This window comes from Trinickia sp. Z7 (assembly GCF_056498045.1).
Window position 1 is genome coordinate 73218 of sequence record NZ_JAUEQW010000017.1, and the last position, 15521, is coordinate 88738.

14 protein-coding genes are annotated in these 15521 nt (G+C 65.9%); 12 read left to right on the plus strand and 2 right to left on the minus strand.

The window, feature by feature from the left end:
• Nucleotides 1–290 precede the first annotated feature (290 nt).
• The 3 genes from gspD to gspF are packed head-to-tail and all read left to right on the plus strand — an operon-like array spanning nt 291 to nt 5383.
• Nucleotides 291–2669 carry a type II secretion system secretin GspD gene (gene gspD / locus QQS38_RS22570; protein WP_479647574.1) on the plus strand — a complete coding sequence of 793 codons (2379 nt, stop codon included), beginning with the start codon at nt 291–293 and terminating at the stop codon, nt 2667–2669.
• Nucleotides 2666–4162 carry a type II secretion system ATPase GspE gene (gene gspE, locus QQS38_RS22575; RefSeq protein WP_479647575.1) on the plus strand — a complete coding sequence of 499 codons (1497 nt, stop codon included), beginning with the start codon at nt 2666–2668 and terminating at the stop codon, nt 4160–4162. The genes gspD and gspE overlap by 4 nt, the downstream gene beginning before the upstream one ends.
• Nucleotides 4163–4165: 3 nt before the next feature.
• The gene (gene gspF, locus QQS38_RS22580; RefSeq protein ID WP_479647576.1) at nt 4166–5383 is read left to right on the plus strand and encodes a type II secretion system inner membrane protein GspF; all 1218 of its coding nucleotides are present in this window, start codon (nt 4166–4168) and stop codon (nt 5381–5383) included.
• A 98-nt stretch (nt 5384–5481) separates the two neighbouring features.
• On the opposite strand, the gene QQS38_RS22585 is transcribed toward gspF, so the two are convergent.
• Nucleotides 5482–5895 (minus strand): hypothetical protein, encoded by a 414-nt coding sequence (locus tag QQS38_RS22585; protein WP_479647577.1) that lies wholly within the window; start codon nt 5893–5895, stop codon nt 5482–5484.
• A 136-nt stretch (nt 5896–6031) separates the two neighbouring features.
• Between QQS38_RS22585 and gspG the strand changes: the two genes are divergently transcribed.
• From gspG to QQS38_RS22625, 8 genes are all read left to right on the plus strand, one after another.
• Nucleotides 6032–6496, plus strand: a complete 465-nt coding sequence (gene gspG / locus QQS38_RS22590; protein ID WP_479647604.1) for a type II secretion system major pseudopilin GspG — start codon at nt 6032–6034, stop codon at nt 6494–6496.
• A 69-nt stretch (nt 6497–6565) separates the two neighbouring features.
• Nucleotides 6566–7084, plus strand: a complete 519-nt coding sequence (locus QQS38_RS22595) for a GspH/FimT family pseudopilin (protein ID WP_479647578.1) — start codon at nt 6566–6568, stop codon at nt 7082–7084.
• 1 nt (nt 7085) lies between these two features.
• A complete protein-coding gene (gene gspI, locus QQS38_RS22600) occupies nt 7086–7499 on the plus strand; it encodes a type II secretion system minor pseudopilin GspI (protein ID WP_479647579.1) in 414 nt (137 codons plus the stop codon).
• Nucleotides 7477–8160 carry a PulJ/GspJ family protein gene (locus tag QQS38_RS22605; protein WP_479647580.1) on the plus strand — a complete coding sequence of 228 codons (684 nt, stop codon included), beginning with the start codon at nt 7477–7479 and terminating at the stop codon, nt 8158–8160. Before gspI ends, QQS38_RS22605 begins: the two co-directional genes overlap by 23 nt.
• Before the next feature lie 2 nt (nt 8161–8162).
• Nucleotides 8163–9323, plus strand: coding sequence for a type II secretion system minor pseudopilin GspK (gene gspK, locus QQS38_RS22610; protein ID WP_479647581.1), 1161 nt, complete (start codon nt 8163–8165; stop codon nt 9321–9323).
• 29 nt (nt 9324–9352) lie between these two features.
• On the plus strand, nt 9353–10771 hold the full coding sequence (gene gspL, locus QQS38_RS22615) for a type II secretion system protein GspL (protein WP_479647582.1): 1419 nt from the start codon (nt 9353–9355) through the stop codon (nt 10769–10771).
• Nucleotides 10768–11289: a type II secretion system protein GspM gene (gene gspM / locus QQS38_RS22620; RefSeq protein ID WP_479647583.1), complete on the plus strand. Its 522-nt coding sequence runs from the start codon at nt 10768–10770 to the stop codon at nt 11287–11289. The genes gspL and gspM overlap by 4 nt, the downstream gene beginning before the upstream one ends.
• Before the next feature lie 52 nt (nt 11290–11341).
• Nucleotides 11342–12121 carry a type II secretion system protein N gene (locus QQS38_RS22625; RefSeq protein ID WP_479647584.1) on the plus strand — a complete coding sequence of 260 codons (780 nt, stop codon included), beginning with the start codon at nt 11342–11344 and terminating at the stop codon, nt 12119–12121.
• Between the two features lie 4 nt (nt 12122–12125).
• Here QQS38_RS22625 and QQS38_RS22630 read toward each other — a convergent pair whose 3' ends face one another.
• On the minus strand, nt 12126–13679 hold the full coding sequence (locus tag QQS38_RS22630) for an efflux transporter outer membrane subunit (RefSeq protein WP_479647605.1): 1554 nt from the start codon (nt 13677–13679) through the stop codon (nt 12126–12128).
• Nucleotides 13680–13955: 276 nt separating this feature from the next.
• On the opposite strand from QQS38_RS22630, the gene QQS38_RS22635 reads away from it, so the two are divergent.
• Entirely contained in the window at nt 13956–15518 is a 1563-nt protein-coding gene (locus tag QQS38_RS22635; RefSeq protein WP_479647585.1) for a DHA2 family efflux MFS transporter permease subunit, read from the plus strand.
• The last annotated feature ends 3 nt before the right edge of the window (nt 15519–15521 follow it).

Here is a 15521-nt window from a genome sequence, read left to right on the forward strand (position 1 = left end):
TCGCATGCATAGTAGGCCGGCCGACAGAGCCGAGCCCTTGGCGCACAAACGCGGGTCGACGATCGCGGTGTAGCGTGACGCCACGGGTCGCACGGCGGTCAACCGAGAAACTTCTGACGTAAAAGCGAGCTCACTCTCGGCAGCCGATGATTATTCAGACACAAAAAACTGCTAATGTTCGTTTTCTCGAACGGCGGGCGAGCATCGGACACCATTACAGACGAGGGCCGAGCGATGCTCGCGAAGCATGACCGCCGAGGGCAGGCACTTTCGCATTGAACCTTTATTCCATGACAAGAAATCGTATGGCACCGCGCCGCATCGCTACCGCGCTTTTGATCGCCGGGCTCATGGCCGCACAGGCCGCGTATGCCGAAGTGACGTTGAACTTCGTGAATGCGGACATCGATCAGGTGGCCAAAGCGATCGGCGCGGCGACGAACAAGACGATCATCGTCGATCCGCGCGTCAAGGGCCAACTGAACCTCGTATCGGAAAATCCGGTGCCCGAGCAGCAGGCCCTCAAGACCCTCGAAGCGGCGCTGCGCATGCAAGGGTTCGCCATCGTCCAAGATAACGGCGTGCTGAAGGTGGTGCCCGAGGCCGACGCGAAATTGCAAGGTGCGCCCACTTACCTCGGCAATGTTCCGAAAGCGCACGGCGATCAAATCATCACGCAGGTGTTCGAGCTGCACAACGAATCGGCCAACAACCTGCTGCCCGTGCTGCGGCCGCTCATCTCGCCGAACAATACGATCGCGGCCTACCCGGCCAACAACACGCTCGTCGTGACCGATTACGCCGACAACGTGCGGCGGCTCGCAGCCATCATCGCGGGCGTGGACAACGCAGCGGGGCAGCAGATCGTGGTCGTGCCGCTCAAGAATGCGAACGCCCTCGACATCGAGCCGCAACTGACCAAGCTGCTCGATCCCGGTACGATCGGCAGCACCGACGCCACGCTGAAGGTCTCCGTCCAGGCCGATCCGCGCACGAACTCGCTCATGCTGCGCGCGTCGAACAAGGCGCGGCTCACATCGGCCAAAAAGCTCATCGAGCAGCTCGATGCGCCGAGCTCGCAGCCGGGCAACATGCACGTGGTGCACGTGCGCAACGCCAATGCCGTGGTGCTCGCGAAAACGTTGCGCGGGATGCTCGGCAAGGCCGGCGGCTCGGGCAACAGCGCCGAGTCGAGCAACGCGAGCTCGTTCAGCCAAGGCGCTTCGGGCGGCGGCCTCGGTTCGACGGGCACCTCCGGCACCCCCCCGTTACCCTCCTCGTACAGCGGCAGCTCGCTCAGCGGCGGCAGTTCGATGTCGGGATCGAGCAGCGGCGGGCTGAGCGGGGCCGGCGGCGGTAGCGGCAACAACGACTTCAGCACCGAGAAGCAAGGCCAGAGCGGCGACGAAAACCAGCCCGGCGGCATGATTCAGGCGGATGCGGCGACGAACTCGCTGATCATCACGGCCGCCGATCCGGTCTACCGCAATCTGCGCGCGGTGATCGACCAGCTCGATCAACGCCGGGCGCAGGTCTATATCGAAGCGCTCATCGTCGAATTGAATTCCACCCGAGCCGGCAATCTCGGGATCCAGTGGCAAGTTGCGAGCGGCAACGTGCTGGCCGGCACCAATCTATCGAGCAGCGCGGGAAGCGCGGGCAGTTCGAACATTCTCAACGTAGCCGCCGGCTTGGCGGCGGGCGGCGCCGCGGGGGTGGGGACGCTGCCCAATACCCTCACGCAAGGCCTGAACGTCGGGTGGCTGCACAACATGTTCGGCGTGCAGGGCCTCGGCGGGCTGCTGCAATATTTCGCGGGCGCGAGCGACGCGAACGTGCTGTCGACGCCGAACCTGATCACGCTCGACAACGAGGAGGCGAAGATCGTCGTCGGCCAGAACGTTCCAATCGCGACCGGCTCGTACTCGAACTTGACGAGCGGCACCACGGCCAACGCGTTCAACACCTACGATCGCCGCGACGTCGGCCTCACGTTGCACGTGAAGCCGCAGATCACGGCCGGCGGGATCCTCAAGCTTCAGCTCTATACGGAAGACTCATCGGTCGTCAGCGGGACGACGAATACGTCCACGAACCCAGCGGGCCCGACGTTCAATTTGCGCTCGATCCATTCGACGGTCCTCGCGGACAACGGCGAGATCATCGTGCTCGGCGGCTTGATGCAGGACAACTACCAGGTATCGAACAGCAAAGTGCCGCTGCTCGGCGACATCCCGTGGCTCGGCCAGTTGTTCCGCTCTGAAACGAAGCAGCGCCAAAAAACGAATTTGATGGTCTTCCTGCGCCCCGTCATCATCGGCGACAGCGACACGGCGCAGCAGATCACCCAGAATCGGTACGACTACGTGCAGGGCGTCACGAACGGCTATCGCTCGGACAACAACGTGATGCGTGACAAGGACTTCCCGGTGGTTCCGCCTATCCCGCCCGGCCCGAGCCAGGGTGCGGCGCCGGCAGCGAACTTGTTCGACCTCAGGCAGATGACGCACCAGCCGGGGGGGCAGCCGCCCTCGCCTGCTACGCAGCAACCGGCGCAGGCTCCCGCCGTGCAGCCGCAGGCCGAGCCGCTTCAGCCGGCGCCGCAGCAAACCACGCCGCAGCAGCCGGTGCCGCAGCAGCAGCCGGCCACGCCTGGAGCGTCGCAGTGAGCGGCGTGCTCCCTTCTTCCAACGACCGTGCGCCGGGCGAGCGCCAAGCGCCCTCGCCGTTCGCTGCCCGGCTCGTGCCGTACGGTTTTGCGCGCAGCGGGCAGATCCTCGTCGCGCACCAGCGCGCGGAAGGCCTTGAAGTTTGGATCAGCGATCGCACGAGCGATGCCGCCTTGGCCGAGATTGCACGCAATTTCGGCGCGCTAACGGCGGTGCGCTTGCCCGCTGAAGAACTCACGCAAGCGATCAATCAGGCCTACGAGCGCAACGACGGCAGCGCAGCTCAAGTCGTCGGCGAAGTGGAAGGCGAAGTCGATCTATCGCGGCTCATGCAAGACATTCCCGAAGTCGAGGATTTGCTCGAATCGGAAGACGACGCGCCGATCATTCGCATGATCAACGCGCTGCTCACGCAAGCGGCGCGCGAGCACGCGTCCGACATTCACATCGAGCCGTTCGAGAATGCGTCGGTGGTGCGCTTTCGTGTCGACGGCACGTTGCGCGACGTCGTGCGGCCGAAAAAAGCGTTGCACGGTGCGCTGATCTCGCGCATCAAGATCATGGCGCAGCTCGACATCGCCGAAAAGCGCCTGCCTCAGGACGGCCGCATCACGCTGCGCGTCGGCGGCCGCGCCGTCGACGTCCGGGTGTCGACGCTGCCGACCGGCCACGGCGAACGCGCGGTGTTGCGTCTGCTCGAAAAAGACGCGCAGCACTTGAATCTCGAAGCGCTCGGCATGGGGCCCGATACGCTCGTGCGGTTCGACCGACTGATTTCGCGGCCGCATGGCATCGTGCTCGTGACCGGACCGACGGGTTCGGGTAAAACGACCACGCTCTACGCGTCGCTCGCGCGTTTGGAAACGGCGACGACCAACATCATGACGGTCGAAGATCCAATCGAATACGACCTGCCCGGCATCGGCCAGACGCAGGTCAACGAGCGGATCGGCATGACGTTCGCGCGCGCTTTGCGCTCGATCCTGCGGCAGGACCCGGACATCATCATGATCGGCGAGATCCGCGACTTGGAAACCGCGCAGATTGCCGTGCAAGCCTCGCTCACCGGCCACTTGGTGCTCGCGACGCTGCACACGAACGATGCGGCTTCGGCGGTCACGCGCCTCACCGACATGGGCGTCGAACCCTACCTGCTCGCCTCTTCGCTGCTCGGCGTGCTCGCACAGCGGCTCGTGCGGCGGCTGTGCCCCGTGTGCAAGGAAGAGCGCGTCGAAGACGGCCGCTCGCAGTGGCATCCCGTCGGGTGCGATAAATGCGCGAAATCGGGCTACTCGGGGCGGCGGGGCGTGTACGAGCTGCTCGTCCTGGACGATGCGATCCGCGCGATGGTCCACCACAACGCGGCGGAGGCCGAGATTCTCACGGCGGGCCGCGCGCAGGGCATGCGCACGCTGCGCGAGGATGCCGAGCGATGGCTGACCTCGGGCCTCACCTCCCTCGAAGAGGTGATACGCGTGACGGGCGGGGTGTAACCGATGCCGGCCTTTCGCTTCGAAGCGATCGACACGGCGGGGCGCGCGCAGAAGGGGGTGCTCGATGCGGACAGTGCGCGCTCGGCGCGAGCCCAGTTGCGCACGCAAGGGCTTACGCCGCTCGTGGTCGAACCCGCGGGCAGCGTCGCCCGCGGCGAGCGCAGCAGGCGCCTGGCGCTTGGCCGGAAGCTATCGGCGCGGGAACAGGCGATTCTCACGCGCCAGCTCGCGAGTCTGCTCACGGCCGGATTGCCGCTCGACGAGGCGCTTTCCGTTTTGACCGATCAAGCCGAGCGCGACTACATTCGCGAACTCGTCGCCGCGATTCGCGCCGAGGTGTTGGGTGGCCACTCATTAGCCAACGCGCTGGCGCAACATCCGCGCGATTTTCCCGACATCTATCGGGCGCTCGTTGCAGCCGGCGAGCATACGGGCAAGCTCGGCCTCGTGCTCTCGCGCCTGGCCGATTACATCGAGCAACGCAATGCGCTCACGCAAAAGATCGTCCTGGCGTTCACCTACCCTGCCATCGTCACGCTGATCGCCTTGGGTATCGTCACGTTCTTGCTTAGCTACGTCGTGCCGCAGGTCGTCAACGTGTTCGCGAGCACGAAGCAGCAGTTGCCGATTCTGACGGTGATGATGATGGCCCTGTCGGGATTCGTTCGCCATTGGTGGTGGGCGATTCTGCTCGGCGTGGCATTGGTGTTCTATGGGGCGCGTGCGATTCTGTCGCAGGCGGGGCCGCGGCTTGCTTTCGACCGGTGGCTGTTGACGGCGCCGCTGGCGGGTAAGCTCGTGCGCGGCTACAACACGGTTCGCTTTGCGAGCACGCTCGCCATCTTGACGGCAGCCGGCGTGCCGATCCTACGCGCGCTGCAGGCGGCCGGAGAGACGCTGAACAACCGGGCGATGCACGGCAATGTCGAGGACGCGATCGTACGCGTGCGCGAGGGGACGTCGCTGTCTCGCGCGCTCGGCAATACGAAAACGTTTCCGCCCGTGCTCGTGCATTTGATTCGCTCCGGCGAGGCCACGGGCGATGTGACGACGATGCTCGACCGCGCGTCGGAAGGCGAAGCGCGCGAACTCGAACGACGCACGATGTTCCTCACGAGCTTGCTCGAGCCGCTGCTGATCTTGGCGATGGGGGGAATCGTGCTCGTGATCGTGCTCGCGGTGATGCTGCCGATCATCGAACTGAACAACATGGTGCAGTAGCGCGAGCAGACGCCGGGTGCGCGGTTGCTCCGGCGTATGGCGCACGCCGTGCGCAAATGAGGTGAATGCGTAGCGTACGCGCCGCGGCCGAAAGCAGCTTAGCGCACGTAAATGGTGGGACCGCCCGCATTCGGCGCCAATGGAATTTCGGAATGGACGCCGTTGTGATCGATGACGATGGAGCGGGCGCGCACTTCCGCGAGCGTGGTGCCTTCGGCGATCTTGCTGCCGAGCGCGATGGCCCGGGCCGGTTCGTCGCCCACGCCCACGATCGCCGCGGCGCCTTCGCGCAGCGAAAGGATGCCGACGAGCTTGATGTTGCGGTTCGCCTCGTGCGTGAGCTTGCCGCCGAACAGTGCGGCGGCGTCTTCGGGCGACACGCTCGGCGCGACGGCGGCCGCTTGCGGCGGCGGCGCGGGGTGCGCGGTGAGCACGACGATCCAATAGGTGAGCGTCGCGCAGAAAGCCGCAAACAGCGCGAACGACAGCAGGCGGATTTGGAGAGTGTTCATGCGCGCCATTGTACGAGCTATTCGAGGGTTTGCACGGTTGTCGAACCCTGACGAAGCGCCCCATTACAATCGGCGGCGCGAGGCGAAGCGCGTTCGATGCGCTTCGTCGACAATTTAACGAACGAGGTAGGCAATGATGCAAATGTGGAACCAACGTCGCACCCAAGCCGCAACGCTGCGCGCACGCCGCCAGCGCGGCTTTACGCTGATCGAGATCATGGTCGTGATCGCCATTCTCGGCATTCTCGCCGCGCTGATCGTGCCCAAGATCATGAGCCGGCCCGACGAGGCCCGGCGCGTGGCCGCCAAGCAGGACATCGGCACGATGATGCAGGCGCTCAAGCTCTATCGTCTCGATAACGGCCGCTATCCGACGCAGGAACAGGGGCTGCGCGCGTTGATCGAAAAGCCGAGCACCGATCCGATTCCGAACAATTGGAAAGACGGCGGCTATCTCGAACGTCTGCCGAACGATCCCTGGGGCAACGCCTATCAATATCTGAACCCGGGCGTTCATGGGGAGATCGATGTATTCAGCTACGGCGCGGACGGCAAGCCCGGCGGCGAGGGCAACGATGCCGACGTCGGCTCGTGGCAGTAAGCGCCGCGATACCGTGACCGGTGCCATGGCGCGCCCCGCCCCGACGCATCGCCGCCGACCATCATGCGGATGAACGGCGGCACGCGCGCGCGCCGTGGGCACGTGGGACCCGTCGGCGCACAGGGGTTCGCACGACGCGCCCGCGGCTTTACGCTGCTCGAGATGATGGTCGTTCTAGTCATCGCCGGGCTGCTGGTATCGCTCGCATCGGTGTCGCTCACACGCAACCCGCGCACCGACTTGAACGAACAGGCGCAGCGTCTTGCTTTGTTGTTCGAATCGGCCTCCGACGAAGCGCAGGTGCGCGCACGCCCGATCGCCTGGCAGCCGGTCACCGGCGGCTATCGATTCGACGTGCGTACCGACGATGGCTGGCGTCCGCTGTTGCGCGACGATCTATTGCGCCAGCGCGGCTGGGAGGGCGGCGTGACCGATGTGACGATCGACTATCCGGGCTCCGATCTTCATCCGGAGCGGGTCGTCTTCGGCGTCGAGAGCATCGGGCAAGCGGTCACGGTCACGCTGTATTCGGCGGTGGGCCGCGCGACCATCGTCGGGACCGGCAACGGCCGTTATGAGGTGCGTTGAAATGCGCTTGACCACTGCACGAACCGCCGCACGAACGGCCGCGCCCGCGCGCGGGTTCACGATGATCGAAGTGCTCGTCGCGCTCGCGATCATTGCGGTCGCGCTCGCTGCATCGCTGCGTGCGGTCGGTATGCTGGCGAACGACGAAGCCGATCTGCACCGGCGCCTGCTCGCTGGGTGGAGCGCCGATAATGCGCTGACCGAACTGCATTTGTCGCGCACATGGCCCGAGGTCGGCACGCAGACGTTCGACTGCTCCCAAGGCAATTTGCCGCTCACTTGCACCGAGCGTGTGAGCGCCACGCCCAACCCGATTTTTCGGCGCGTCGAGGTGTCGGTGATGACACCCGGGCAGTCAGGCAGCCTCGCGCAACTCGTGACGGTGGTCGCCAATGAGTCGAACCGTGCGCTCTGACGCGAAGCGCCTCGCGCGGCGCGAGCGCGGCTTCACGCTGATCGAGCTCATGGTCGCGATCGCGATTCTCGCCGTCATCGCGGTGCTGTCTTGGCGCGGCCTCGATCAAATCATGCGCGGCCGGCAGGCGATTTCGAGCGCGATGGAAGACGAGCGCGTGTTCGTTCAATTGTTCGATCAATTGCGGGTGGACGCGCGCCAAGCCGCGACCGACGATGAGGTTGGCCAGCCCGCCGTCTCGGTCTCCGGCGACGGGCTGCAAATCGTGCGCGCGTTCGGCCTGGCCGGCGAGGCGCCGCGCCTTCAAGTCGTGCGCTATCAAGTGGCGAACGGGCGTGTCACGCGTTTCGCGTCGCCCCCCGTGGCGACGGTCGGCCAGTTGCGCCGAACCCTCGCGGCATCGAGCGGCAGCGGTGATTGGAGCGCCGTGCCGCTCATTTCCGGCGTGGGCAAGATTACGGCCCGGCTCTATGTGCCACGCGTCGGCTGGACGACGCAAATGGGCGACGTGACAGCCGAAATCGCGCGCAACGACAACAATGTGAAAGTGCCGCAGTTCGGCAATGCCCCGCTGCCGCGCGCGGTGACGGGTCTCGAGGTCGCGATCGGCGCGCCGTCGCTGCACGTGCCGGTGCGACGCATGTTCCTCGTGGGAGAATGACGATGCTCGATCGCCTTTCCCGGTTCTTGCATTCGCGGCGCGCTGGCGGCGTGCACGGTGCGCCGCCGCGGCGCCAGCGAGGCGCGGCCATCATCAGCGCGCTGCTCGTCGTGACGCTTTCGGCGATTCTCGTCGCGGGCGTGCTCTGGCGTCAGCAAGTGCAGATTCGCCGCATTCAGAATCAGCGTCTGCTCGCGCAAGCGCAATGGGTGGCACGCGGCGCGGTCGATTGGACACGCTTGATACTGCGCTCGGAGGCCGACACCGCGCCCACGGTGACTTACCTCGGCGGCGTGTGGGCGGTGCCGATCGCGAAAACGCGGCTGTCCGATTTCCTCGGCAAGTCGGGTGACGCACAGGCTGCCGAGGGAGCGCAGACTTACCTGTCGGGATCGATCGAGGATGCGCAAGCCAAATTCAATCTGCGCAACCTCGTCTCGATCCCGGCGCCCGGCGCATTGCAAATCAATCAGCAGGAAACTGCCGCGTTCGCACGACTGCTCGCACTGCTCGGTCTGAACGGCGGCCTTGCGAAGACGGCCGCGATGCAAGTGCGCGCCTCGCTGATGCAGTCGGCCACGCGTTTTCAAACCCCGGTCGGCAACCGCCTCGGTTCGGCAGGCGCAGGCTCGCAACCGGCGGCGCAGCCGCAAGCGGGCGACACCGCCGGGGGGGAGAACTTCACCGACAAACCGGGTCTTCAAGACGAAGACAACGGGAACGCCGATGCGGCGCCGTTGCAGTTCACAGGCGTCGATTCGCTGTTGAACGTGCCCGGCTTCACACCGGAAATCGTGGCCCGCCTGCGTCCGTTCGTGACCGTGCTGCCGACGCAAACGCCCGTCAATATGAATACCGCGCCGGCAGAAGTCGTCGCGGCGATGGTGCCGGGCATGTCGCTGTCGAGCGCCCAGTCGTTAGTGTCGCGGCGCGAAAGCGTGTACTTTCTCAATACGGCCCAGGTGCAGCTTGCCTTGCAGGGCGCCGGCGCCCTGCTCCCCGGCACCGATATCAGCCAGATTCCCATCGACGTGACGACGAGCTATTTTCTCGTTCATGGGCGGGTGCAACACGAACGTGCGGAAGTCGATCGCACGACCCTCATTTATCGCGATCCGCTGACGCACGCCACGCGCGTCGTGCGGGTGCGCGATCAGCTTTGACGCAGTCTCGAACCAGGAGAGAACGGGCCTTGAGCACGTTGATCGTCTTACTGCCGCCGCGAGATCCCGCGGTGCCGTCACAAGAGTGGCAGCTCCCCGAGATGCCGTTCGTGCTCCTCGACAAGAACGGGCGCAAGGAACGCGCGGGGCTCGCGCGGCTCGCATTTCTGCCGCGCGCGTCCACGACGGTGTTGATCGTTGCCGCCCGCGACTTGTTGATGCTCGCGGCGACGCTGCCTCCGGTGAAGGGGCAGCGCTTGAAGCAGGCTCTGCCCAATGTCGTCGAGGACTACCTGATTCAGGACGCGCAGACCTGCCATATCGCGCTCGACCCGCGCCCGCTCGCCGGGACCCGGCGCACTCTGGCCGTGATCGATCGCGGCTGGTTCCGCTTCATCGTCGAGGCCTTCAATGCGGCGGGGCATCGGAGCCTGCGCGCAGTGCCCGTGACCCGCTGCTTGCCGGCGCCGGTTGTTCGCGCGCCCGAGCCCGACGCGGTGCTGGTGGAAGACGGTGCGGTTGCCGGCGGCGATGTGAGCAGGCAAGCGCCGCAACGCGACGGCAACGCGCCATCGCAACGCGAGCCCCTCGTCGCGGCCATCCTCGGCACCGTTGCGCAGACTGCGCCGGCGATTCTGGCCGATGCCGCGTTGGCGGCGAGCGCCGAACCCACGCTCGTCGACGACACCGAGCCGCGCGTGGAGGTGGCGCTCGCGCGCGGTGCGCACGGCGAAGGATTGGCCGTGCCGCTCTCGGCCCTCGGCACGACGCTTGCGGCGCTCGCAGGCGGCGCGGATGTCACGGTGTACGAACTGACCGAACTGCCGGGCGGCGAACCGACGCTCGCGGGCGAGGCGGTGCCGGCGCACGGAGTGCACGTAGGCGTTGCGCCGCTGGCGTTCGACACGCTGGCCCGCAACGCGCTCGCTTGCGATTTCGATTTATGCCAATTCGAGTTCGAGTCGCGGCCGTGGCGGCTCGATCGTGCAACGCTGCGCCGGCTGCGTTTGCCGATCGCACTCGCGGCCGCTGCGCTCGTTGTTGCCGTGATCGGCGCAAACGTGCAGTGGATGATGCTCGCGCGCGAACGCGACGCGCTCACCGCGCAGATGACGGAGCTCCTGTTGAATGCGTTCCCGAAGACGACGGTCGTGCTCGATCCGGCCACGCAAATGACGACGCAGCTCGAGCACCTGCGCGTGGCGGCAGGCGAGCTTTCCCCCGACGATTTTCTCTCGCTGGCGGCGCGGCTCGATCGTTCGCTCGGCGCCGTCCCCGTGAACGGGATCGCGGCGCTCGACTATCACGATCGGCGTCTCGAGGTGATGTTCAAGCCCGACGTGAAGCCCGACCCCGCGTTCACGCAGCGGCTGGCGCAAAATGCGCTCACGGGGGAAATCGACACCAACACGGGCAAATGGGTCATTCGAAACGGGAGCGGCCAATGAACCTCGGCGCACTGAGCGAAGTTTGGGCCGGCTTTTGGGAACCGCGCACCGCGCGCGAAAAACTGCTGCTGACATGGGGCGGCGTGGCGGTCGGTATCGTCATCGCCTATTCGGTGCTGTGGGCGCCGGCGCAAGAGGGGCGCGCGCATTTGCGCGAGGCCCTACCCGCGATGCAGCGGCAGATTGCGCAGATGACGGCGCAGGCCGACGAGGCGCGCGCGCTCGCGCCGGCCGCGCAGGGCGTGGCGCCGACGGGTGGCGCGCTGCGCGATGCGCTCGCATCCTCGCTGACGCAAGCGGGCATCGCGACGACGCAGGTGCGCCTAGCGGGCGAGGCCGTGCAAATCGAAGCGAAGAACGCATCGTTCCCGGCGTGGACGATGTGGCTCAACGACGCGCGCAAACAGTTCAAGGTGCGCGTGATCGAACTGCACGCGACGGCGCTCAAGGCCGATGGCCAGGTCGATCTCGCGGCGACGCTGCAGCCGGCGACGGCGCCTGCGAGGTCGCCGCGATGAAGGCGTCGCTGCATGGCTGCTTGGCGCACTGCTTGCCTGCGCGAGGTGGCGTATGAGTCTCGGATGGCGGCGCTTGCTCGCCGCTTTGCCGTGGCTCGTCATCGCACTCGTCTCATGCGGTGTAACGCTTCTCGTCATGATGCCGGCGGCCTGGATCACGCCGCAATTCGCGAAGGCGTCGCAGGGGCACGTGAATTTGATCGAGCCCTCGGGCTCCGTTTGGCGCGGCTCTGCCACGCTCGTGCTGGCGGCCGGTAGAGACGCCGGCGCGGGCACGCTGCTGCCGGGGCGGGTGCAGTGGCAAACAGCCTTTTGGCCGTTGTTGACGGGCCATTTGGACATGCGCATGCAGCACGTCCCCGCCATGCCAGAAGCGATCGAACTGGCGGCCGGGCCGCGTTCCGCGACGGTTTCCGCTGGGGAGATGGCGGTTCCGGCCGCGCTCCTCGCCGGTCTGGGCGCGCCGTTCAACACGCTCGATCTGCACGGCTCGGTGCGCGTCGCCTGGACGCCGTGGCGGGTGCTCGGCACGCGCGCATACGGCCAACTCGTGATTATGCTGACGGACATGACCTCGCGCGTGTCGCCGGTCAAACCGCTGGGCTCGTACCGTGTGGCATTTCAATCGCAAGGCGATGATTCGACGATCGATTTATCGACGTTGAACGGCCCGCTGATGCTGAGCGGGCACGGCACTGTCTCCGCCAATTCCACTTCGTTTCACGGACAGGCGAGCGCCGAGCCGCAAGCGCGCGACAATCTGGCTGGGCTGCTGAACGTGCTCGGCCGCCCCAATGGCGACGGTACGATCGCTCTCGATTACGCGCGCTAGACGGTCAATCGTGCGCCGCGGGTGTTACGGCCGCGGCGTGCGCGCTCGGCGCGGGCGCGTTCGAGCCCGCAGCAGTCGATGCGGCGGCCGCGCCCGGGGCGGCTGCGGCGCCGGTCTCGCGCTCGATCTGCGCAAGCTCCCATCCGCCTCCCAGCGCCTTCACCAGCCCAACGGAGGACACCATCCGCTGCCCGGCGAGGCTCGCCAGCTTTTGCTCGGCTAGGAATGCCGTGGTCTGCGCGGTCAGCACGTTGACGTAGCCGACGGTGCCGGCCTTGTATTCGTTCGTGACGATCGCAAGCGCCTGCCTGGCCGAATCGACCGCCTCTCGTTGGACGACGATCTCCTGCGCGAGAATCCGTTGCGACGCCAACGCATCCTCGACTTCCTGGAACGCGCCGAGCACGGTCTGCCGATAGACGGCCACTTGCTGGTCATAGGCGGCGCGCGCGGCCTCTGTCTGTGCGCGTCGCAGCCCGCCATCGAACAAGGTCGCGGCCAGTTGCGGGCCGACCGTCCAGAAGCGCGAGGGCAGCGTGAAAAGCTGCGAGAGCACCGAGCTTTGGAAACCGCCCTGAGCGGAGAGGGTCAGCGATGGGAAGTAGGCCGACTTCGCAACCCCGATTTGCTCGTTGGCCTGCGCCGCGCGCCGCTCGGCCGCCGCGATGTCGGGCCGCCGCTCGAGCAAAGCCGATGGCACATCGACCGGCACGGCGGGCGGTTCGGCATCGAGCGGGATGGCAGGCAGCGAGAAAGCCGATGCGCTTTGACCCACCAGCACGGCGATGGCATGCTCGTCCTGCGCCCGTGCGACGCCGTTATCGATCGCCGCCGCTTGCGCGGACTGCAATTGTGTTTGCGCCTGGATCACGTCCGAGCGTGCGGCGACCCCTTGCGCGTACTGGTTCTGCGTGAGTTTGAGCGATTGCGCGTAGGCTGCCACGGTATCGTCGAGCAGCTTTTGCGTCGCATCGAGGGCGCGCAATCGGAAGTAGGTTTGTGCGAGCGTCGCTTGAGCGGATAGGCGCGCGTTCGCGAGATCCGCGGCGGCTCCTTCCTGCCCGGCTCGTTGCGCCCCGACCGTGCGGCTCACTTTGCCCCAGAGGTCCGGCTCCCACGACGCGTCGAGCGTGGTGTCGAAGCTATTGCTCACGCGAGAAACCGAAGTGGTCGTTCCCCCGCCGTTGGTGCCGGAGAGCCGCTGGCCCGAGCGCGACGCACTGGCCGATAGGCCGAGCGACGGAAAATACGCCGCGCGCGCTTCGCCCACTAGCGCGCGCGCTTGCCGGTAGGCGGCCGCAAACTGCGCGATCGTTTGATTGCTCGCGTTCAGTTGCTCGATCAACGCGGTGAGCCGGGCGTCGCCATAGAGGGACCACCACGGTCCACGATCGGCCCGATCGGCGGGCTCGGCCACCTTCCATCCAGCCGGCGTTTCTTTGTAGGCGGCAGGCGCGTCCGTGCTCGGCCGCCGGTAATCGGGGCCTACGGCGCAGCCGGCGAGCGCGGCGGCGGCCGCCGCGATGGCGAGCGCGGCCGCGAAACGGACCGGCGGCATTCGAGCGGGAAAGAAGCAAGGGCGACGAAGCGGCATGCAAAGAGCAAGGGTTCCGTGTGATGCGCCCGATGGTAACGCACGGCAGACGGACCCTGGGTTACGGCAAGTTACCGCCCCGGCTCACGCGCCGATCGATACGCGTAGATACAGGCCTCAACCATCATTGCATAGAAAAATATTGACATGGCAATCAGTTTTGGCCATATTGGCGCCGAATGAAAAACATCGAGTGGGCGGGCGCACGGCCGCGCCCGTTCGACGATGAGGAGAATGCGCATGGCGAACGCAGCTTCCGCGGCGGTTGAACCGAAGGCGGGTCCCGCGCCCTTGCAGGGCGGCACATTGGCGCTGCTGACGATAGGTTTGGCCTTCGGCACGTTCATGGAGGTGCTCGACACATCGATCGCGAACGTTGCGGTCCCGACCATCTCGGGCAGCCTTGGCGTGGCCACGAGCGACGGCACCTGGGTGATCTCGTCGTACTCGGTCGCGGCGGCGATCGCGGTGCCGCTTACGGGATGGCTCGCGCGGCGCGTGGGCGAGGTGCGGTTGTTCACGATGTCGGTGCTCGCTTTCACGATCGCTTCGGCGCTGTGCGGCCTCGCCGGAAACTTTCCTACCCTGATCGCTTTCCGGCTGTTGCAAGGGCTCGTCTCCGGGCCAATGGTGCCGCTCTCGCAAACCATCCTCATGCGCAGCTACCCGGCGCAAAAGCGCGGGTTGGCGCTCGGGCTGTGGGCGATGACGGTCATCGTTGCGCCTATCTTCGGTCCGGTGATGGGCGGCTGGATTACGGACAACTACGCATGGCCGTGGATCTTCTACATCAACTTGCCGATCGGCCTCATTTCGGCTTCGTCCGCTTATTTCCTGTTGCGCGGGCGCGAAACGCAGACGACCAAGCAACGGATCGATGCCGTCGGACTCGGCTTGCTCGTGATCGGCGTCTCGTGCCTGCAGATGATGCTCGATTTGGGCAAGGACCGGGATTGGTTCAACTCCACCTTCATCGTCACCCTCGCGTTGATCGCCGTGGTGGCGTTGGCCTTCCTGCTGGCTTGGGAGATCACGGAGAAGACGCCCGTCGTCGATCTGACGCTGTTCAAGGACCGCAATTTCGCCTTGGGCGCGCTGATCATTTTTCTGGGCTACATGACTTTCTTCGGATCGGTCGTCATCTTTCCGCTCTGGTTGCAGACGGTGATGGGCTACACGGCGGGCCTGGCCGGATTGGCGACGGCGCCCGTCGGTCTGTTGGCGCTCGTTCTGTCGCCCATCATCGGGCGCAACCTGCATCGGCTCGATCTGCGCATGGTCGCGAGCTTCGCCTTCACCGTATTTGCCATCGTGTCCGTGTGGAATGGAACGTTTACGCTCGATGTGCCGTTCAATCACGTCATCTTGCCGCGGATCGTGCAGGGCATCGGCGTGGCGTGCTTCTTCGTGCCGATGACGACCATCACGCTATCGAGCATCCCCGACGAGCGCCTCGCCAGCGCCTCGGGGCTCTCCAATTTTTTACGCACCCTTGCGGGCGCGATCGGCACCGCGATCAGCACCACCTACTGGGAAAACGATGCGATCTACCATCACGCGGTGCTGGCCGAATCGGTCAGCCGCTATTCGGCGAGCACGACCGCCTATCAAAGCGCGCTCGGCACGCTCGGCCTGACGGGCGACAGTGTCAGCGCGCAATTGAACGAGCTCGTCACCCAGCAGGGCTACATGATGGCGACGAACGACTTCTTCCGCATTTCATGCGCTGCGTTCGTGCTGTTGGCCATGCTCGTGTGGATCACCAAGCCCAAGCGCGGCGGCGGCCCGGCGATGGCGCACTGACGC